The following is a 20,077-nucleotide window of genomic DNA, read 5'->3' on the forward strand; positions in this document are numbered from 1 at the left end:
AGTGAAACGCCGTAGCGCCGATGGTAGTGTGGGGTCTCCCCATGCGAGAGTAGGGAACTGCCAGGCATCAAATTGAAGGACCTGCACGTAACCTCGGGCAGTTCACTACTCGACAGAGAGTAGGACAAAAGCAAACGCTTTTGAACGCTGCGAAGCAGCAGCCCGAAGGGTGAATCACAGCGTGATTCATAAACTGCCAGGCATCAAATTAAGACCAGTACGCTGGTCATGACCTTACCGGTGACGCGGAAGGGCGATATACCTGATATCAGAACGTTTTTCTGACGTCAGTACAGAATCGGTGGAGCGGTAGTTCAGTTGGTTAGAATACCTGCCTGTCACGCAGGGGGTCGCGGGTTCGAGCCCCGTCCGTTCCGCCACTTAATTGGAAAGCCCTGACTTAACGGTCAGGGCTTTTTCCATTTCTGAGCCAAAATAATTGCCATTACTCCTCCACACGGCAACGTCTCACAGGCTGTAGCGAGCACAGCCCTTCAGGGCTTTATAGAGAGGTGTTGCTGCAAATCGTTTTGCACATGCCAGGGCTGTCTGACCACCCACTCACTGAGAAAATCAATAAAGGCACGCACGCGCTGGGTTACGCCGAGATCGCTGTAATACACGGCGTTAAAGGGCATCTCAACCGGCAAACGCTGATCGGCCATGATCTCCACCAGGCTGCCTTCTTCAATTTCTTTATGCACCATGTAATCTGACAGACAGGCGATACCATTCCCTTCCAGGCAAAGCTGCTTGATGGTCTCTCCGCTATTTGAATCGAGCTCAGAACGAATGCCATAAAGTTCGCCGCCTTCACAGGCCACAGGCCAACGATTAAGGCGCGGTGCATCAATAAAACCAAGACACTGATGATTATCCAGATCGGCCGCCCGCAAAGGTATACCGTGTTTTTTCAAATAGTCGGGAGAGGCAATGAGACGGCGATAGCTAATAAAAAGCAGTCGCGCTCTGAGGCCAGAATCCGTCAGGCTGCCTGCCCGAATTGCCACATCGACTTTTCGCTCAATCAGGTTGATAAAGTTTTCAGAAGAAATCAGCGAAAGCGCGATGTCCGGATAGCGTTCCCGAAAGGACTTTATCATCGGCATGATGAGATGCAATATGACTGGCGTAGCTGCGTCTATCCGCAACAGCCCTTTGGGCACATCACGGCTTTCCATCAACTCGTTTTCCGCCGCGGTCATCACCTGAAGAAAATGTTGGACCTGCTGAAAATAACGTTCCCCTTCCTGCGTTAATGCAAGATTGCGGGTCGTTCGCGTAAGTAAGGCCAGCCCCAGCTTAGTTTCCAGCTTCTTAATCGTACGGCTTACGGCAGAGTTGGCCATCTCTAACGTCTCGGCAGCCCGGCTGAAGCTTCCACTTTCAACCACGCTCACAAATACTTTCAGTTCTTCAGACGATGCCTTCATGGTGTCTCTTCACGCCAAATAGCCTGTAGGCCGATAGAACTGTTATTAAAGCACAGCACTGACCTGGCCCCTTGGCGCGAAAGGCTTTTTCCCGATAAGACAGATGATAAATTATGCCGCGCTTGAGCAGACCGGCCCACAAGACAGCGTATCAATACAGCCCGTTATGATTAAAATAAACAGAGTGGGTTTGGAACAATCGGCAGCATCCATTGAAACCGCGTACTAAAATCCCTATAACAGATAAGTCATACGACTTTTTGAACGATTAGCCAGGCGGGAAAGTGCGCAAAAAAACCTACGCGATGAGATATGTAGCCGGACAGCCAGCGGAGAGGATCTTTCCCCCGGGTGCAATGTTTCATCTCGGCCAGGCGCTGCCTCCCGGCGCGCCGCTCCCCGCTCACCCCAATCTTAAAGTGCTGGTATGGAATATCTTTAAACAGCAGCGTGCCGACTGGATGTCCGTACTGGAAGGCTTTGGTAAAGATGCGCATCTGGTTCTGCTCCAGGAAGCGCAAACCACGCCAGAGCTTATCCGGTTTGCGACCAGCAACTATCTGGCGGCCGATCAGGTTCCGGCATTCGTGTTGCCTCAGCATCCCTCTGGCGTGATGACACTGGCTTCCGCTCACCCAGTCTACTGTTGCCCTTTGCGCGAGCGAGAGCCGCTTCTGAGGCTCTCTAAATCGGCTTTAGTCACGGCCTATCCGTTACCCACGGGTGAAACGCTTATGGTAGTCAACATTCATGCCGTAAACTTTAGTCTGGGCGTGGATGTCTACAGTAAACAACTTGGGCCTATTGGCGAACAGATCGTTCACCACCGTGGTCCGGTTATCATGGCTGGCGATTTCAATGCGTGGAGTCGTCAACGGATTAACGCGCTTTACCGGTTTGCTCATCAGATGCAATTGGAAGAGGTGATGTTCACCGCGGATCATCGACGTAAAGCCTTTGGCCGGCCGTTAGATTTCGTCTTCTATCGCGACATGCACGTTAGTGAGGCGTCAGTGCTGGTGACGCGCGCATCCGATCATAATCCCTTACTGGTCGAATTTAACGCCAGTCGGTGAGGAGAATCGCGGAGAGACGTTCTGTCAGGAGGAGAGGGCGAAACGCCGGGAGATCATGCAAAGTGCAGAAGAATCGAATAAGAAAAAAGGCTGACATTTGTCAGCCTTTTCAACGTATCAGGTATCTGGCGTTGCGTTATTCTTAACAAACAACGTTAGCTCATCGCCAGGCTGAATATCTTTTGCATTACTCACAACACTGTTCCAGCGCATCACGTCTTTAATATTCACGCCGTGACGACGGGCGATACTGTCAAGAGAATCACCCTTACGAACACGATAGGTGATGCTGTTGCCATTATCCGCCAGGCTCGTGCCGCTCGATCCGACAGTCAGTATCTGACCCGGACGAATGCTGGCACTGCGCAGGTTATTTTGCTGCTTCAGTGTTGCAACGCTGACGCCTAACTTATTGGCAATGCCCGACAGGGTATCGCCGCTTCGCACTTTGTAGCCACCATCATTACTGGCCTTCGCCAGTTGGGTGGGCTGCACTGCAGAGATATCACCGGAAGCCAGTGAATCCCGCAACTGTGCGACGTTAGCTTTCGGCACCATAATGTAGTGTGGCCCATTAGGTGCTGTCGCACCGCCTTTATACCCGGTATTAAAGCTCTTTAACTTTGTGAGCGACATACCGGCCATTTCAGCGGCTTGCGTCAGTTTTATCTGCTGACCCACTTCAACACGTGCCAGTGCACGGTTTTCGTTAGGTGTCGGCAGTTTGATACCGTAACGCTTGTTGTTCTTAAGCAACTCGCTCAAGGCCAACATTTTTGGAACATAAACCGTCGTTTCACGTGGAAGCGAAAGATGCCAGAAGTCGGTAGGCTTACCGCGTGCCTTGTTCTGCTTAATCGCTTTGAGCACACGTCCTTCGCCACTGTTGTAGGCCGCAACTGTCAGAAGCCAGTCACCACCGAACATGGTATTTAGACGCTGCATCATATCCAGCGCTACTTTGGTTGAAGCGACAACATCGCGACGACCATCGTAGTAACGGTTTTGTTTTAAACCATAGTTTCGACCCGTACTGCCAACAATCTGCCAGATGCCAGCGGCATTTGCAGATGACGTTGCGTGAGGATCAAAAGCGCTCTCCACTATGGGTAGCAGTACTAGTTCCATCGGCATCTTACGTTTCTTAATCTGCTCGACTATCCAGTACATGTACGGCTCTGCCCGTAATGTTACATCGTGGAGATAGCTCTTATTTTTTAAAAACTTTAATTTCTGTTCGCGGATCCGGGGGTTTTCCGGAATCCCCATCTTCAACTCGTCACTAATGAAACTCCAGAGATCACTATCTTCTGCGAGGCCAGTTCCATCTTCCTGCCATCGCGGCGATAAAAGTCGATCACCGTACTTTCCATTTTCACTTTGACCAGCTGAAGACAGACTCTGTGCATGCTGTTCGGGGATATTGGCGTCATTCCGTGATGCCTGACATCCTACCAGCAAGACCGAGGCGAGTAATATCGCTTTAGCCTTCATGTGTGTGTCAATAGTTCGCTTAAAAGACGAGCAACTATACGTGACGGTCCTTCACAACACAACCTGAAAAATCAAAAACGGTCTTTCTTCTCGCGTAGAACGGCAAATGTCTTCCATACAGGCTCTACCTCTGAATCAACGCTCAAAGCATGTTGTAAATCAGGATCTTGCGTTCTGAGAAATAAATTTATCACACGCTCGTGAGCCAGTTTTGTAGGTAAAGTAATGCGATTTTCGGCCCGTAAGTCCTTAATTTTATGGTATTCAGCCGTTATTTGAGGATCGTGGGGTAAAATTGCAGCAGCAAACTTCAGATTGGATAAAGTGTATTCATGTGCACAGCACACCAGGGTATCCTCTGGGAGTTGGTTAAGCTTCTGAAAAGATTCAAACATTTGCTCTGGCGTACCTTCAAATAATCTACCGCAGCCGCCCGAAAACAGAGTGTCACCGCAGAAAAGATAAGGCGAACTGTAATATGAGATATGTCCTAAAGTGTGTCCTGGCGTAGCGATAACCTCGAAAGACAGACCCAGAACGTTGAATTTATCCCCTTCGCTGACCCGAATGGTTGCACCTTTGTCCGCTGTTTCTTGCGGACCATAAACGGCAATGTCAGGAAAATGTTCGCATAGGGTTTTAACACCGCCTGTGTGGTCATTATGATGATGGGTTAACAAAATCGCTTCAGGCTGCCAGCCGTTAGCTTTGATCTTCTCCAGTACCGGCTGAGCTTCACCGGGATCGACAATCAGGCATTTTCCGTTGTCATCTGTTAACGTCCAGATGTAGTTATCTTGTAATGCAGGAATACTGGTAAGATTCATAGATACCTCTCGCTGGCCGTATAAAAAGGAAAATGGTAAAGCATGAAGCCCGCTAAAACACGCCAAATCCTGAACGCGCCACGCTCATGGCACGATATGCCCTGGGGCGTCTATTTCCGCGATGCGCTTACACAGCAGCTTCAGCCTTACCTGGGAAAGCTGTACGGCTTTCATATGCTTAAGCTTGGCAACCTCAGCGCAGAAATCAATACAGAAAATTGTGCTATCTCACATCAGGTCAGTGTAGGCACTGAAGGGGAACAGCTACAGGTGCTGGCAAATCCGGCACAGCTGCCGTTTGAATCGAAGTCTGTTGATGCCTGTTTACTGGCCCACACGTTATCCTGGAGTCAGGATCCGCACCGGATATTGCGCGAGGTTGATCGCGTTCTGATCGATGACGGCTGGATGATCATCAGTGGCTTTAATCCGTTCAGTCTGCTGGGTATCAGTAAGATGGTGCCGGGCATCCAGCGTAAAGCGCCCTGGAGCAGCCGGATGTTTAGTCAGATGCGATTACTGGACTGGCTGGGCTTACTGAATTACGAAGTGGTTTACCGCACGCGTTTCCAGGTGCTGCCCTGGCATCGGCAGGGGGGGAAAATGATCAGCGCCCATCTTCCCGCGTTAGGTTGCCTGAACATTGTTGTGGCGCGTAAACGAAGTTTTCCCCTTACGCCCACCAAGGCGCGGATGAGCCTGAGCAAAAGACAATTGCCCCAGACGGTCAACGCGACGCGCCAGTTCCGACACGTCAAAGATCAGGATTCTGGCTGATAGCCAATATCATCAAAGGCCGGGTTGTTCGCTGCGCTGCGCGCCAGTTCATCACAACGTTCGTTTTCGGGATGGCCGGCATGACCTTTAACCCATTCCCACTGAATCTGGTGTGTGCTGAGCGCGGTATCCAGCCGTTGCCACAAATCGACGTTCTTAACCGGCTTCTTCTCAGCCGTTTTCCAGCCACGCTTTTTCCAGTTGTGTATCCATTGTGTAATACCCTGGCGCACATACTGACTGTCGGTACTTAACACCACATCGCAGGGTTGCGTCAGGGCTTCCAGTGACACGATGGCCGCCATTAACTCCATGCGATTATTGGTCGTCAGGCGATAACCCGCACTGAAGGTTTTTTCATGCTGCCCGTAACGCAAAATTGCGCCATAACCACCGGGGCCCGGGTTGCCGAGACAAGATCCATCGGTGAAAATCTCTACCTGTTTACGCATCTCTGGTAGACTTCCTTCTGACAAAACGCCAAGTCTGACATAAAACGAGGCCTATGAGCACTGCAAATAACCGTCAAATTGTTCTCGATACTGAAACCACCGGTATGAATATGATCGGGGTACATTATGAAGGTCACCGCATCATTGAGATTGGTGCCGTCGAAGTCATTAACCGCCGCCTGACGGGCAATAACTTCCATATGTATCTCAAGCCCGACAGGCTGGTGGATCCTGAAGCGTTTGGCGTTCACGGTATCGCCGATGAATTCCTGCTGGATAAGCCGACCTTCAGCGATATTGCCGATGAGTTTCTCGATTACATCCGCGGTGCGGAGTTGGTGATTCATAACGCGTCGTTTGATATCGGCTTTATGGATTACGAATTCGGTAAACTGCAGCGCGGTATTGAGAAAACCGAAACCTTCTGCAAGATTACCGACAGCCTGGCAATGGCGCGCCGCATGTTTCCCGGCAAGCGCAACAGCCTTGATGCGCTGTGCTCACGTTACGAAATAGATAACAGCAAGCGTACGTTGCACGGCGCACTGCTGGATGCCGAGATACTGGCCGAAGTTTTCTTAACGATGACCGGCGGGCAAACTTCGCTGTCGTTCTCATCGGAAGAGGAACGAGCACGTCAGCAGCAGAGCGAAGGTATTCAGCGTATTGCTCGCCCCAGCTCGGGATTGCGTGTGGTTACCGCCAGCGATGAGGAAGTTAACCAGCATGAGTCCCGGTTAGATCTCATTATGAAGAAGGGCGGCAGCTGTCTGTGGCGCGCCTGAGTCGCAAAGATTTGTGTGTAAAATCAACATTGGGGCGAAAATAGCAGCAAACAGAATGTTGCACGGGGAAAAGCGTTGACGCGTACTCTTGTTGTGATTAATATGCGCCTCGTTCCCGACGGGGAACAAAGCGCGGAGCGGTAGTTCAGTTGGTTAGAATACCTGCCTGTCACGCAGGGGGTCGCGGGTTCGAGCCCCGTCCGTTCCGCCAAATTTCGACGCCATGCTGGTTATCAGCATGGCGTTTTTGCTTTTTTAGCGTCGAAAACTCCGAAACAATTTCCTTTCATTCAGGCAACCAAAGTATTAATGCTGCCAAATAAAAACGTTGTCTCACGCCAGCACGATTAACACCTTCGCACCACTAAATCATTAACTGCAAACGGTTAAACGCCCGATTCCAGTCATGACTGAAATCATCAATGGCATGTTTTGCCAGAGGGGAGTTAAACATTTCGCACATCACATCGACAGGTAAGGTGACAGCCGCCGCGCCAGAGAGCAGGCAGTCCGCTACCTGCGTCGTGTTTTTAAAGCTGGCTGCTAATATCTTGCACTCCATCTTATGCAGTTGAATAAATTGCTGCATATCTGAAACGGCCTGCTTTGCATTGATATTATTATTTTCCATACGGTTGAAATAGGGCGCAATATAATCAGCGCCAGCAAAGGCCGCCAACATCGCCTGTGAGGTAGAGTAAATCGCCGTGCCTAAAGTAGGAATGTTACGTTGTTTCAACTGGGTAATCGCGGCGAGTCCGGCCCGGTCGACGGGGATTTTCACGACCATATTGGCGCACAGCTCATGGAGGTACTGCGCCTCGCGAATAATCGTTGGTGTATCCTTTGCCAGAACCTGAGCAAAGATAAGCTTCTCGTTCCCTAAAATCGTGCGTAGCTCGCTGATTAACTTCGTCAGTTCGACGCCAGATTTGGCGACGAGCGAAGGGTTGGTGGTCACGCCATTAACGGGTAAAACGTTGACCAGATCGTGAATAGCTAACGTATCTGCACTATCGATATACAATTCCATATTCCCTCCCAGGTGGCTGATAGATTAAAAACGGGCTAAATAAATGTTATTTATGCAAATCATAGAGATTGATGGCTCCAACTAACTGACCCTGTTGATTGACGACTGGCGCCGCGCTAATGCGTCGGTCATATAATTTCTGCGTAGCGGCCGCAACGCTAAGGTGTTCGGCCAGTTTGTAGCCGGGACGCGTCAGGAGAGGATCAAGCCGATCGTCCAGCTTTTTACCAGCTAACAGCGCGCGGCGCAGATCGCCGTCAGTAAAAATACCCTCGATAGCGTTGTCGTCATCACAGGCAATCACAATCCCCATACCGGTACGGGTCAGTTCTTCCATGGCATCTAACACGGAGGCGTTTTTATTTACGCGAGGAATGCGTTCGCCTTTTCGCATAGATTGCGCAACCGAATTAAGCAGGCCAGCGCCCAGGCTGCCTCCGGGATGGGAGCGGGCAAATTGCTCCTCATTAAAATTACGTGAACGCATCAGCGCCATTGCCAAAGCGTCACCCAATAACAGGGTATTCACGGCGCTCGACGTGGGCGCAAGCCCCATCGGGCAGGCTTCCCGATTAACAGCAAGATGCAGTACGTGGTTGGCCTGCTGGGCCAGAAAGGAGTGGGCGACATTAGTGATCGCAATAATGGGAACGTTGAGCGCCTTAAGGGCAGGAACAATAATCTGTAATTCAGCCGCGCTGCCGGAATTCGAGATAAAAATAAACACGTCCTGCGAAGTGATCATGCCCAGATCGCCATGCAAGGCTTCAGCAGGATGCACAAAAAAAGCGGGAGTGCCGGTACTGGCCAGCGAAGCGGCGATTTTTTTTCCAATATGGCCAGATTTACCGATGCCAGAAACAATCGTTTTGCCCTGACATTGCAGAATTAATTCACACGCATTGATAAACGCGTCATCTAAGCTGTGAAACAGATTCTGAGCCTCGGCAATTTCAAGCGACAGCGCCTCTCTGGCATACTCGAGCAGCACCTCATTATTCTTCATCCTCCCCTCCTGCGACAATGACGTTGATTTTTTTGTCCACGAGTCGCTGAAGGTAATGAGGCGTAATACCGGCATCCGTGATAATGGTATCCACCTTATCCAGACTACACACCACATTTGGGCTTTTACGACCAAACTTGGATGAATCAGCAAGAACAATAATCCTGTCAGCCGCCGCGCACATCGACGTGCTGACGGCATGAACTTCGTTAAAGGTGGTGATCCCCATATCCAAATCAATACCATCGGCGCCAATAAATAACTTATCGAAGTTAAAAGAGCGGAAGGCTGACTCGGCAAGTCCGCCATGAAATGAGGCGGACTTTTTTCGTAACGTTCCGCCGGGCATTAAAATGGTCTGATCGCCATCTAATTCCATTAACGCATTCACAATGTGCAGGCTGTTTGTCATGACGGTAATGTTATTGAAGGGTTTGAGATGCCTGACCATTTGAAGCACGGTGCTGCCGGTATCCAGGATTAGCGAATCACCATCGTTAACCAGCTGTATGGCCGATTCAGCAATGTGCCTTTTTCTGTCACTGTTGATATGCGTTTTATGGTCGATAGGTTGATCGCCTTCTTCATGGCTCAGAATGACGCCACCGTGAATACGAATCACCTCGCTGCGCTTTTCCATTTCGGTTAGATCTTTGCGAATCGTCGTGCCTGTTGCTTTGAAATAGTCGATCAGATCGCCAATGGTGGTTTTGCCATTTTTTTGGAGATAGGCAAGGATAGCTTCCTGTCTTTGTTGCGGTTTCATCAGTAACGCCTTATCTGAAAGGGGTTTTGTCAAAATTAAAGCAGCGCTAAAATTTTCATCCTGCTTTCAATTTAACACATCACTCTTTCATTGATATGGCGGAAAGTAAGGCTTTTTGACACGTTTCACGTTCGGGAAAAATTTTTTTCGCATCGATATCATCAAGATAACAGTCGGTTAACAAAGGCAAAGCATGTGGACGCGCAAAAACGGTGAAGCCTTTCATAATGACAGCCGCCAGGATTCGTCCTTCGGGATTGACCGCGACTGCGATAATTACGCGGGGTTTAACGTTGAAGCGGTTTGAAGCCGATCGCCCGATGCCAACCCGACCTTGCTGAAATAACCCCTCCAGCATATGGTTAAAGCGTCGTAACTGACACCAGCCAAACAACGAATGGGCCAGCCATGCCAACAGTGCTACAGCAATTATCCCGCTACTCATCTTCGTCTCCTGAGCAAGGCCAACATACCAGGCCAGCGATATTGAAGGGGGCAATCAGAACATCACCTGGCCACCCGTGATATTGATAGACTGCCCGGTGCAATATGAGGCCTTGTCACTTGCATAAAACAACAAGACGTTCAGCACATCCTGGTATTCACAACCGCGCTTGAGTGGCACTTTTGCAATATAGCTGGCTTCAACTTCCTCGGGCGAGATGCCCAGTTTTTTTGCATACTGAGGAAGCAGAGACTGAAACATCGGCGATTTGAGCAAATTACCCAGCATCAGCGAATGTACTCTGATGCCATAATCCGCTAAATCGAGGGCCAGTGACTGTGTTAATCCCACGCCGCCAAATTTAGCCGCGCTGTAGCCCGAATTATGTTTACTGCCTGTTTTGCCCGACTTCGAATTGATCTGAATAATGCGGCCCGGAATATTATCGCGAATCATCAGTCGGGAAAATTCACGTGCACAGAGAAAATACCCAACCAGATTGACCTGCAAAGATATTTCAAAATCTTTTAAGGCGAAATCAGTGACAAAGGACGCTTTTGCCATGCCGGCACTGTAAATCATCACATTGACCTGTTTAAAGACCTTATCGATATTGCCAGCAAGCGCAATAACACTCGCCTCATCTGTTGCATCAACTTCAAAACCCACGGCCCGATCGGCGCCATATTCGGCGTTAATTTCTGAGGCGACCTTTCGGGCGTTTTCCCCTTTCAAATCCGCGACGGCAACGCGGTAACCTGCTTCGGCCAGCCCTTTTGCCAGAAATGCCCCCAGCGTTTGCCCACCACCGATAACCACAGCAACTTCAGACATAACTCGCTCCTATGCAAAGAGTTTTACGGATGTTTCAGTCGTAATTCTGTCGGGCGCTTTTCCACTAACATGGAGTGAACCAGGCAGTTGCGCGGTTGGCTGCCCGTCGAAAACAACGGTGATATGGCCCAGTTCGCGCAAGTTTTCGATCGCGACCTCACCGATGGCCGTCACGACATAACACCGTTCTCCCAGCTGCAGGGTTGAACCCGTGACAGGATGCCCCGTCAGCGTGCCATGCTGGTGGATAAAGCAATAATCCTGAATATCGGCGGGTGCGCCTTCCCGAAATAAAATCATCATGTTTTCAAGCAGCGCATCGTGGGCGTTTATGCCCACTTTGATTATTTCGGTTTCAAAGTGCGTCATGACTTTTCTCCAGAAGGGGGCGTTTAGTGATAAATAAAGGCAGAGACTGCCCAGGCAATCAGCACGGTAGGGGCACCGGTCAGGAAGCGGCCGACCAGAACGGAAGGAACCCCCACGCGCACGGTGTCCTGTTTCGCCTCCGCCAGCGATAAACCCACAGGAATAAAATCTGCAGCGGCTTGTGCATTGATGGCAAACAGGGCTGGCAGGGCAAGATGGGGCGGAATATGACCCAGTCCGATTTGAACGCCGATCAGTACACCAATAACCTGGGCTATCACGGCGCCCGGCCCCAAGAACGGCGACAGGAGCGGAAAGGAACAGATTAAGGCCAGCGTGATTAAGCCAAGAGGATTGGTGGCGAGTGGCGTCAGCCCGTGGGCAATCATGTCGCCCAAACCTGAGGCCATGATGATGCCAATGATGGCCGCCACGAATGCCATAAAAGGGAGGATGGTCTTGAGTACGGTATCAATGGTATCCCGCCCGGCCTGGAAAAATTCGGCAACGACGGTCCCCATTCCTGTGCCAATTTTTGCCAGTAAACCGTCGCTTTGCTCGGTGATTTTTTTACTCGAGTCATAATCTTTCCCCGCGCCAGCGCCACGGGGCGCGGGGGCAGCACGTTTTTCGTCATGGGTGTGAATGACGTCTTTACTGCCGTGATCCTCGCGATTGACGATGCTGATATTCTCAGGCTTAACGCCAGAGACATAAATGTCTTCCAGGATATATTGTGCCAGCGGTCCGGACTTTCCTGTCGCATGGATATTCACGGTGGGGATACCGCGTTTGGGATAAAGACCACAACGCAGCGTGCCACCACAATCGATGATGGCCAGACCAATTTCATCGGCTGGCGGTTCCCCTTGTTTGAAACCATCTACGGCTTCCCAATGGGTGATTTCACTGATCCTGTCCACGATTGACGGTCGGGCGCCGGCGGTGATGTAAACAATTTTTTTCCCGGGTGTTATATCAAGTTGTAAAGGGCCGCCCCAACCGCTGCTTCCTTTTTCGATACGGATTTGTGTCGTCATTTTATTTTCCGCCTTTATTAGAGCTGAACGTTTTTATCGAGTTTGATGCCCATCTTTTTTTCAAACAGGCTGGTGGTGAGATCGGTAATCCAGCCGCGAAAAAAGTTAGTAAAAAGCCCAACCAGAAAATAGCTGACAGCAAGAGAGCCCAGGGGTAAGCCCAGGGTTGTCAGGCCACTGGCAACCCCTAAATAAACGAAGAGTTCACCCGGATTCACGTGCGGAAATAACCCATTCATTGAATGGCAACTGTATGACGAGGCCGCGTAATATCCTGGCTTATATTTCTCGGGCATAAATCGCCCCAGGCTGAGTGTCATCGGGTTACAAAAAACAAAGGTGCCAATAAGCGGTAAAAGCAAATAGCGTGTTACAGGATTGCCCGCACATTTCTGTGCCAGTCGTTCAATTCGATGTTGCCCTACGAATCGTATTAACGCGTTCATTACGACTAATAAACTAATTAACAAAGGTAAAATTCCTGTCACCATGCCGACAAAAACTTCACCTCCTTTCTGAAACAGTCCAATAAACCATTCCGCACCAAAGGTGATTGCATCAATCATGTGCCGCTCCTTTTAAGGTTGCCCGGATTTTCACGTTGGTTAGGTCTTAACACGCAGAAAATATAGTCGTTTAAAAGGCATAAATATTTTATATAGATCACAAATAAATCATTTAACTTTCATTTTGAATCTTTTTTATTTTGAAATGAATTTTATCGGGTGCGGGAATCCCGCGTTCTTTCGTTACCGCGACGCCGGGATACGCAGAGGGTTTAATGACTTATCTCGCTGATTTTAAATGCCTTGTCACTGCAAATTTCTAGCAGGTCAAGACAGGGGGTAACGGGTACACGGCGCTTTTGCACGAAAGGGAGAGGAGGGCAAACAGGATGAGCGCGTATTCACCCACGAACATTATCTGGGGCGGTCAGGGCGCGCGCCAAACAGTCAGCAGTATTCGCCATCAAGGCGATCCGGTGTTCGGCTATAAAAAAAAACGACTCCAGTCAGAGTCGTTTATGTGGTTATTGTACAGTCATGCTGCGTCTGAACAGGGCGTTATTCCTTCTGCATGACCACCGTGCCGGAAGGCATAGTGAGGTCTTTCTGCTCGGTCTGCTTTTCTCGCGCCACTAACCAGTAGCAGCTTGCCGCCAGCGCGACGCCGATAAACCAGCTAAAGTTTGCCACCTGATGCAGGGAAGGGATAAAACTGATCACCAGACAGATAGCGACTGAGGGCAGCAAAGCGATAATGGCCTTCGGGTTAAATCCACCGCGATACCAGTAGCGCCCCTGCGGTGTGGCATCAAACAGATCGTCTACTGAAATACGGCCGCCCTTAATCAGATAAAAATCGGCTAACAGAATGCCAAACAGCGGGCCGATAAACGAACCCAGTACGTCGAGCGTGTAGTGAATCAGTTCAGGAGACTGAAACAGATTCCACGGTGTGAGCAGGACCGATCCGACTGCCGCAATCATGCCACCGGTGCGGAAACTGATTTTCTGCGGCGAACAGTTTGAAAAATCGAAAGCAGGCGAGACAAAGTTCGCCACGATGTTGATACCGATCGTTGCGGTGATCATGGTCAGTAAGCCAATCGCCACGGCTAAATCGCTGCCGACCATGCTGACGGTTTCAATAGGATCGGTAATCATTTTGCCAAACAGGGATTGAGTGCCCGACACAATGACAACGGTCACGATGGAGAACAGCAGAAAGTTGAACGGCAGTCCCCAGCGGTTACCCCGGCGGATCTCGCCCATGCTTTTGCCATAGCGGGAAAAGTCACCAAAGTTCAGCAGCGGGCCTGAGAAGTAAGACACCACTAATGCCGTTGCCGTAATCATCTGCCAGGTTTGTTCACCTGCCGACAGCGACTTGCTGGCCAGCGTAAAGGAAATACCGTCGAAACCGGTTTTGTATACAATCCAGCCCGCCAGTGCCAGCATCACCACATACACTGCGGGGCCTGCGATATCGATAAAGCGCTTAATCGCACTCATGCCATGCCAGAACACCATTGCCTGCAGAACCCACATCACGCCAAAGCAGTACCAGCCCAGCTGCGATAAACCAAGCCAGTGGCTGTGGGTCAGGCTTTCAAGCGATGGGTAAAACTTCAGCAGCACCAGCATCAGCGCGTTTGCCGCCAGCCAGGTCTGAATACCGTACCAGGCAAATGCAATCAGGCCGCGGATCACCGCCGGAATATTAGCCCCGAAAACACCGAATGCCTGGCGACAAATAACCGCATAAGGCACACCGGCCATCTGGCTCGGTTTAGCGACCAGGTTGGCGCAGAGCTGAACAATGCAGATCCCCGCCAACAGGCAGAGCAGCACCTGCCAGCTCGCCAGGCCCAACGTGAAGAAGCTCGCCGCTACCACATAGCCGCCCATGCTGTGTACGTCCGACATCCAGAAAGAAAAGATGTTGTACCAGGACCAGTTTTGATGGCGCGTAGGCGCCAGGTCTTCATTACATAGCTTTGGACTGTATGCTTTCCCGGCTTCAGAGGCCGATGTGCTACTCACCGTTGAATGATTTGGCATGAAACCTGCTCCTCTCAAAGACATGAATAAAATAACCTTGTGAAATGACTTTGCAGGATCCAGGCCAAATTTGTTTTTTGTATACAAAATTTATTTTTAACGTATACGATAAGTGACGCAACGCTGTTTACCGGAGCAGGTAATGAAGAGTGAAAAGGGCCAGAGAACGGCGGCCGATCTGCATGATAAAGATGAACCTATCTATCAGGCGTTAATGAACGCCATTGTTGAACACCAACTGCCGCCCGGCAGCAAATTGCCGGAAGAGGCGCTTTCAGAGGTCTTTGGCGTCAGCCGCACGGGCATCCGTAAAGTGTTGCAGCGCCTTGCTGCGGTGCAAATGGTTACGCTTACGCCCAAACGTGGTGCACATGTTGCTACGCCCGGCGTTGATGAAGCCCGTGATATTTTTCGTACCCGCAGTTTACTCGAGTGCGCCAACCTTCCCGCTGTGCTGGAACATATGCAGCCGCCTCACCTTGCCGGGCTGGCTGCGCTGGTCGCCCAGGAAAAGGCGGCCATCGAACATCACGATGGCCCTGCGGCGATTCGTCTCTCGGCGGCATTTCATATTCAGCTGCAGGCGATTTCCGGCAATCAGGTGTTAACCGATCTTGTTACGCGCCTGGCGCAGCGATCGTCTCTGGTGATTGCCGCGTGGGGCGCGCCGTGGCAACGCGGTTGTCGCTGTGATGATCACGATCGTTTGTTACAGCTGCTACGTGAAAAGGCCTTGGTGCCGCTCACTGACTCACTGCAGCACCACTTTGAACACATTGTTTCCAGCCTGCATTTCGAACGCGGCGGCGAAACCTTGCCCGATTTCACCCGACTATTTTCGGGTCACAAAGGAGCCGTATCATGAGCCTGATTCAGGTTATTAATCCTAATACCAGCCAGGCGATGACGGAAACCATCGGTCGGGCAGCCCGCGCCGTTGCCGCGCCGGGTACGGACATCCTCGCCGTGTGCCCTTCGCAGGGCGTGCCCTCCATTGAAGGGCATTTCGATGAGGCGATTGCGGCGATAGGCGTACTGGAGCAGGTGAAACTTGGCAGAGCAAAGGGCGTCAGTGGCCACGTGATTGCCTGTTTTGGCGATCCGGGACTGCTGGCGGCACGTGAACTGGCCAGCGGTCCGGTCATCGGCATCGCAGAAGCGGCCATGCATACGGCCACGCTGGTGGCAACGCGTTTCTCGATCGTCACCACGTTGCCGCGCACGCTGGTCATCGCACGACATTTACTTCAGCAGTATGGCTTTACCCACCATTGTGCGGCCTTACATGCTATCGATTTACCCGTGCTGGCGCTGGAGGATGGCAGCGGGCTGGCACAGGAGAAAGTGCGCCAGCGCTGTATCCAGGCAAAACGGGAAGATGGCTGTGGGGCGATTGTTTTAGGCTGCGGCGGCATGGCAACGTTGGCGGCGTCGCTCACACAGGAGCTGGAGATGCCGGTGATTGATGGCGTCAGTGCGGCGGTAAAAATGGTGGAATCGCTGGTGGCGCTGGGATTTGGCACCAGCAAACAGGGCGATTTGGCTTATCCTTTACATAAACCCCTCTCGGGTGCCTTTCAGCACCTAAACTAAGCAGATGTTCCCGTTCACCGACAGGATGCAAGTTATGACTGAAAGCCAGGATAAGAAAACCTACAGCTTCAATAAAAATTACCCGCGCGATCTAATCGGTTACGGCGCGAATCCTCCTCATGCGGCGTGGCCCAAAAAAGCGCGGGTGGCGGTGCAGTTTGTGCTCAACTACGAGGAGGGGGCCGAGAACAGCGTATTACATGGCGACACGGGTTCAGAGCAGTTCCTGTCTGACATCATTGGTGCCGCCAGCTATCCCGATCGTCACATGTCGATGGAATCGCTGTATGAATACGGTTCCCGAGCCGGTTTCTGGCGCATTCATAACGAGTTTCAGAAACGGGGATTGCCCCTCACCGTGTTCGGTGTGGCGATGGCCCTGGCGCGTCATCCTGAAATCGTAGACGCCATTAAACAGGCAAAGTACGACGTGGTCAGTCACGGCTGGCGCTGGATCCACTATCAGGGCATCGATGCTAAAACCGAGCGTCAGCACATGCAGCAGGCGGTGGATGTGTTAACGGATCTGTTTGGTCAGGCGCCGACGGGCTGGTACACCGGACGCGACAGCCCGAATACGCGTCGTCTGGTGGTCGAACAGGGCGGATTCAGTTACGACAGCGACTATTATGGCGACGATCTGCCCTTTTGGACGCAGGTTACCTGTCAGGATGGTACGGTAAAACCGCATCTGATCATTCCCTATACGCTCGAATGTAACGATATGCGCTTTGCATCGCCCCAGGGCTTTAACACCGCAGAGCAGTTCTTCACGTATTTGCGCGATACGTTCGACGTGCTGTATGAAGAGGGCGAGACCGCGCCCAAAATGATGTCGGTGGGGATGCACTGCCGCCTGTTAGGGCGCCCAGGAAAATTCCGCGCGCTACAAAACTTCCTTGACCACATTCAGCAGCATAAGGATGTGTGGATCTGTACCCGGCAGCAGATTGCCGAGCACTGGATAAAAACGCATCCCGCTTCAGAAGCGTAATCGCTTCCGGGCGGCAAGCGCGTGGCGGCAAAAGGCTGTCGCCACGTGCTGTCTTTGTTGCTGTCACCTGCGTGACAGCCGTGCGTGGAAGCGCTCAGTCGCACAGGGCGGGATCGGCCTCAATCATCAACTGCTTCATCTCCTCGAAATGCCGCAGAGAGAAGTCGGGAATACCTTCCCAGTCGCGGGCCGTTTTTTCCGCGACCTCATCGCTCAGAACTTTCAAGGGTTGCCCGGTAGACCAGGCGGTAACCAAAATCTGGCAGGCGCGCTCCAGCGTCCAGATGTCATCAAAGGCCTCGCCAATGGTCTGGGCGGTAACCATGACGCCGTGATTGCCCATTAACAGACGACGCTTATCGGTCAGCAGGCTGGCCAGACGTGCGCCTTCCTCTTTCGTATCGGCCATGCCACCGTATAACGTATCTACCGCGATGCGGTTGAAGTAGCGCGCGCTGTTTTGATCGACAGGCGGAATGTGCGGCTGCGCCAGGCAGGCAACGCTGGTGGTGTAAACCGGATGCAGATGCATCACGACCCGGGTTTCTGGCAGCCGCTGATGAATTTGCCCATGAATGGACCAGGCGGTGGCATCAACATCATCCCACTCTGCACAGGATGCATCCTCAGCATTGAGCAGCAGTAAATCGCTGGCGCGAAGGCGTGAAAAGTGTTTCCACTTTGGGTTCATCAGAAACTGCTTACCATCCGGTGAGACAGCGGCACTGAAATGATTCGCTACCGCCTCATGCATGCCCAGGTGGGCAATAATGCGGAAGGCTGCCGCCAGATCGATACGCGTTTGTTCTTCGAAAGAAAGCGCCATATTACCTCCTGAAAATGAACGCGTGCCCGGCACGCGTTTGAGATTAAGGCTTAGGCATCAAGGTCTTGAGATCGTCCGCCGTCGGCGCTTCAAAATGGTATTTTTTGAGCAGTGCGGCATACTCTGGCGTTTTACTGTAGGCTTCCAGCGCCGCAACCAGGGCCTGTTTCACCTCCGTATTGTCCTTCTTCACGCCGAAACCGTTTAATACGGGATAGATGAGCGTCGTGGAAGATATCTGGATGCGGTCGCCCAGCTTCTGGACAACGCCACGCGCCACCGCGGCATCGGTGATCTGCGCTTCCACCGCATGGGAAAGCATCGCCTGAGTAGTCTGAGGATCGGTCGCATATTCGCTGATCGCGATAGGGGGCTTACCGTTTTTCACACAGTAATCGTCAGACAGTTTATGCAACTGCTGTAGCCAGGAGGTGGCGCCCATCGATCCAATTTTATGGCCGCAGAATTCTTCAGGCGTCTTGGGTTGATAATCACTTCCCTTCAGCGACAGGATAGCCTCGCCGCTTTTCAGGTAGGGAATCATGTCGATCACTTTCATGCGATCGGCGGTGATATACATCGACGAGTTAGTGATATCGAACCGGTTACTCTGTAAACCGGTGATCAGGTTAGGAAAACGGGTATCAATATTCACGGCCTGACGGCCCATCACTTTTGCCAGGCCATCAAGAAACTCGATGTCAAAGCCAGCGGGTTTATTATCCTTCATGTATTCATAAGGAAAGAAGGTCATATCCGATCCGGCGATGATTTTACCTGGTTGTAAAAAGGCTGAGGCGTTAAATGACGCCAGGATAGCGCCTGCGGCAAGCAGACTTAATACACATGTTTTCATCATTATTATCTCTCTGTTAGGCGCAATCAGACGTTGGCAAGATCTTGACCTGCCTGCTGAACAAAGAACGAGGCTCCGCGCGGTTTCTGCGGCAGGCGAAGTTCATTTGGGGTGCTGCGGACCATGCCGCTTTCGTCACCATAAACCAGCGTTCCGGCATCCGGGCTGGGCAAGGGGTTTTCACCGAACGGCAGCGCGTCTTCCGCCGCGTACACGGCGATAAACAGCGTGCGCGGCCACTCGGTTTCATTGGGGCTGGAGGCGTGCAGCAGCCTTGTGTGCATAAAGCACACGGACCCGGAGGGACCAAAGCAGGCGCTGGGCTGCTGACACTGCTCTTTCACCACCGCAGGCTCGACGGCCCCGGTAAAACGCCCGTCCTGCCAGTGCGAATACAGTGGTCCCCGATGGCTGCCCGGCACCACGTTCAGCGGGCCATTTTCCGGCGTGACCTCACTGACCATCAGCAGCGCGGTCACGATATCGTCGTTGCTGTGCGGGGTGAACAGGAAATCCTGATGCCATTCCACTTTCGTTGCGGTATGGGGCAGCTTCGAGTTGATCTTGCTGTGATGATAGCGTGCGCCGCTGCCACCAATTAACTGCCCGGCAATCTGCGCCATTCGTGACTGCAGTGCCGCATGGCGATAGGCGGCAGAGATGTCGTTTGGTGAGCTCACGCGACGCAAAGAAGGATGGTCGGCACTGTGATCGCTCTCAATGTCGAAACGCGAACGGCCATCCTGAGTATTGCCCCAGGGGGCACTCTGGCTGCGGCTTTCCTCAACCCATTGGTCAAAATCGTGCTGCAGCGCGGCGATTTCCTCGCTTGTCAGGACATGTTCAACTACCAGAAATCCCTGCTGGTGATACTGATCTACCTGCCACTGTTCAATCATGGTCGTGC

Annotated in this window: 22 protein-coding genes and 2 tRNA genes; 8 read left to right on the forward strand and 16 right to left on the reverse strand. The window is 51.7% G+C overall.

Annotated elements, in window-relative coordinates:
- Positions 1–303 precede the first annotated feature (303 nt).
- A tRNA-Asp gene (locus tag ACPXSQ_RS00005) sits at positions 304–380 on the forward strand.
- Between the two features lie 114 nt (positions 381–494).
- Here ACPXSQ_RS00005 and yafC read toward each other — a convergent pair.
- On the reverse strand, positions 495–1,433 hold the full coding sequence (yafC, locus tag ACPXSQ_RS00010) for a DNA-binding transcriptional regulator YafC (protein ID WP_014592977.1): 939 nt from the start codon (positions 1,431–1,433) through the stop codon (positions 495–497).
- 284 nt (positions 1,434–1,717) lie between these two features.
- Between yafC and ACPXSQ_RS00015 the strand changes: the two genes are divergently transcribed.
- Complete coding sequence (locus ACPXSQ_RS00015; protein ID WP_014606543.1) at positions 1,718–2,509, forward strand: endonuclease/exonuclease/phosphatase family protein; 792 nt, start codon at positions 1,718–1,720, stop codon at positions 2,507–2,509.
- Between the two features lie 117 nt (positions 2,510–2,626).
- Here ACPXSQ_RS00015 and mltD read toward each other — a convergent pair whose 3' ends face one another.
- Together mltD and gloB are read right to left on the reverse strand one after the other, a co-directional pair.
- A complete protein-coding gene (gene mltD, locus ACPXSQ_RS00020; protein WP_013024718.1) occupies positions 2,627–4,003 on the reverse strand; it encodes a murein transglycosylase D in 1,377 nt (458 codons plus the stop codon).
- Positions 4,004–4,074: 71 nt separating this feature from the next.
- Positions 4,075–4,830 (reverse strand): hydroxyacylglutathione hydrolase, encoded by a 756-nt coding sequence (gene gloB / locus ACPXSQ_RS00025; RefSeq protein ID WP_014606541.1) that lies wholly within the window; start codon positions 4,828–4,830, stop codon positions 4,075–4,077.
- Between the two features lie 42 nt (positions 4,831–4,872).
- Here gloB and ACPXSQ_RS00030 point away from each other — a divergent pair, with 42 nt between their 5' ends.
- On the forward strand, positions 4,873–5,607 hold the full coding sequence (locus ACPXSQ_RS00030) for a class I SAM-dependent methyltransferase (protein WP_013024720.1): 735 nt from the start codon (positions 4,873–4,875) through the stop codon (positions 5,605–5,607).
- Here the strand turns inward: ACPXSQ_RS00030 and rnhA are convergent.
- A complete protein-coding gene (gene rnhA, locus ACPXSQ_RS00035) occupies positions 5,592–6,059 on the reverse strand; it encodes a ribonuclease HI (protein WP_014606540.1) in 468 nt (155 codons plus the stop codon). The two genes, ACPXSQ_RS00030 and rnhA, sit on opposite strands and share 16 nt — an antisense overlap.
- 53 nt (positions 6,060–6,112) lie before the next feature.
- Between rnhA and dnaQ the strand changes: the two genes are divergently transcribed.
- The gene (gene dnaQ / locus ACPXSQ_RS00040; RefSeq protein WP_014606539.1) at positions 6,113–6,844 is read left to right on the forward strand and encodes a DNA polymerase III subunit epsilon; all 732 of its coding nucleotides are present in this window, start codon (positions 6,113–6,115) and stop codon (positions 6,842–6,844) included.
- A gap of 134 nt (positions 6,845–6,978) precedes the next feature.
- Positions 6,979–7,055: transfer RNA gene (locus ACPXSQ_RS00045), tRNA-Asp, on the forward strand.
- Positions 7,056–7,208: 153 nt separating this feature from the next.
- On the opposite strand, the gene ACPXSQ_RS00050 is transcribed toward ACPXSQ_RS00045, so the two are convergent.
- The 9 genes from ACPXSQ_RS00050 to ACPXSQ_RS00090 form a co-directional block, all read right to left on the reverse strand.
- Positions 7,209–7,877: a transaldolase family protein gene (locus ACPXSQ_RS00050; protein WP_013024723.1), complete on the reverse strand. Its 669-nt coding sequence runs from the start codon at positions 7,875–7,877 to the stop codon at positions 7,209–7,211.
- A gap of 46 nt (positions 7,878–7,923) precedes the next feature.
- Entirely contained in the window at positions 7,924–8,883 is a 960-nt protein-coding gene (locus ACPXSQ_RS00055; protein ID WP_128392308.1) for a KpsF/GutQ family sugar-phosphate isomerase, read from the reverse strand.
- Positions 8,873–9,649 (reverse strand): glucitol operon DNA-binding transcriptional repressor SrlR, encoded by a 777-nt coding sequence (gene srlR, locus ACPXSQ_RS00060; RefSeq protein WP_014606536.1) that lies wholly within the window; start codon positions 9,647–9,649, stop codon positions 8,873–8,875. The genes ACPXSQ_RS00055 and srlR overlap by 11 nt, the downstream gene beginning before the upstream one ends.
- A gap of 79 nt (positions 9,650–9,728) precedes the next feature.
- Complete coding sequence (locus ACPXSQ_RS00065; protein ID WP_105078655.1) at positions 9,729–10,094, reverse strand: transcriptional regulator GutM; 366 nt, start codon at positions 10,092–10,094, stop codon at positions 9,729–9,731.
- A 54-nt stretch (positions 10,095–10,148) separates the two neighbouring features.
- Entirely contained in the window at positions 10,149–10,928 is a 780-nt protein-coding gene (gene srlD / locus ACPXSQ_RS00070; RefSeq protein ID WP_014606534.1) for a sorbitol-6-phosphate dehydrogenase, read from the reverse strand.
- Positions 10,929–10,937: 9 nt separating this feature from the next.
- Positions 10,938–11,297, reverse strand: a complete 360-nt coding sequence (locus ACPXSQ_RS00075; RefSeq protein WP_426142420.1) for a PTS glucitol/sorbitol transporter subunit IIA — start codon at positions 11,295–11,297, stop codon at positions 10,938–10,940.
- Positions 11,298–11,320: 23 nt separating this feature from the next.
- Positions 11,321–12,337, reverse strand: coding sequence for a PTS glucitol/sorbitol transporter subunit IIB (gene srlE / locus ACPXSQ_RS00080; protein WP_015700910.1), 1,017 nt, complete (start codon positions 12,335–12,337; stop codon positions 11,321–11,323).
- Positions 12,338–12,354: 17 nt separating this feature from the next.
- A complete protein-coding gene (srlA, locus tag ACPXSQ_RS00085; RefSeq protein WP_426142422.1) occupies positions 12,355–12,903 on the reverse strand; it encodes a PTS glucitol/sorbitol transporter subunit IIC in 549 nt (182 codons plus the stop codon).
- Between the two features lie 498 nt (positions 12,904–13,401).
- The gene (locus tag ACPXSQ_RS00090; RefSeq protein WP_015700909.1) at positions 13,402–14,901 is read right to left on the reverse strand and encodes an NCS1 family nucleobase:cation symporter-1; all 1,500 of its coding nucleotides are present in this window, start codon (positions 14,899–14,901) and stop codon (positions 13,402–13,404) included.
- Positions 14,902–15,043: 142 nt separating this feature from the next.
- Between ACPXSQ_RS00090 and ACPXSQ_RS00095 the strand changes: the two genes are divergently transcribed.
- From ACPXSQ_RS00095 to puuE, 3 genes are read left to right on the forward strand one after another with little or no spacing between them, the layout of a single operon-like run.
- On the forward strand, positions 15,044–15,766 hold the full coding sequence (locus ACPXSQ_RS00095; protein ID WP_014592984.1) for a GntR family transcriptional regulator: 723 nt from the start codon (positions 15,044–15,046) through the stop codon (positions 15,764–15,766).
- Complete coding sequence (gene hpxA, locus ACPXSQ_RS00100; RefSeq protein WP_042676937.1) at positions 15,763–16,494, forward strand: allantoin racemase; 732 nt, start codon at positions 15,763–15,765, stop codon at positions 16,492–16,494. The genes ACPXSQ_RS00095 and hpxA overlap by 4 nt, the downstream gene beginning before the upstream one ends.
- A gap of 34 nt (positions 16,495–16,528) precedes the next feature.
- Positions 16,529–17,488, forward strand: a complete 960-nt coding sequence (gene puuE / locus ACPXSQ_RS00105; protein WP_014606528.1) for an allantoinase PuuE — start codon at positions 16,529–16,531, stop codon at positions 17,486–17,488.
- 94 nt (positions 17,489–17,582) lie between these two features.
- Here the strand turns inward: puuE and ACPXSQ_RS00110 are convergent, their stop codons facing one another.
- Genes ACPXSQ_RS00110 through ACPXSQ_RS00120 form a run of 3 tightly spaced genes read right to left on the reverse strand, consistent with a single transcriptional unit; the run spans position 17,583 to position 20,069 of the window.
- Positions 17,583–18,314 (reverse strand): class II aldolase and adducin N-terminal domain-containing protein, encoded by a 732-nt coding sequence (locus ACPXSQ_RS00110; protein WP_014592986.1) that lies wholly within the window; start codon positions 18,312–18,314, stop codon positions 17,583–17,585.
- Between the two features lie 43 nt (positions 18,315–18,357).
- On the reverse strand, positions 18,358–19,173 hold the full coding sequence (locus ACPXSQ_RS00115) for an ABC transporter substrate-binding protein (protein WP_426142426.1): 816 nt from the start codon (positions 19,171–19,173) through the stop codon (positions 18,358–18,360).
- Between the two features lie 23 nt (positions 19,174–19,196).
- The gene (locus ACPXSQ_RS00120) at positions 19,197–20,069 is read right to left on the reverse strand and encodes a phytanoyl-CoA dioxygenase family protein (protein ID WP_013024737.1); all 873 of its coding nucleotides are present in this window, start codon (positions 20,067–20,069) and stop codon (positions 19,197–19,199) included.
- Between the last annotated feature and the right edge of the window lie 8 nt (positions 20,070–20,077).

This window comes from Pantoea sp. EEL5 (assembly GCF_049892805.1).
Taxonomy (GTDB): Bacteria; Pseudomonadota; Gammaproteobacteria; order Enterobacterales; family Enterobacteriaceae; genus Pantoea; species Pantoea ananatis.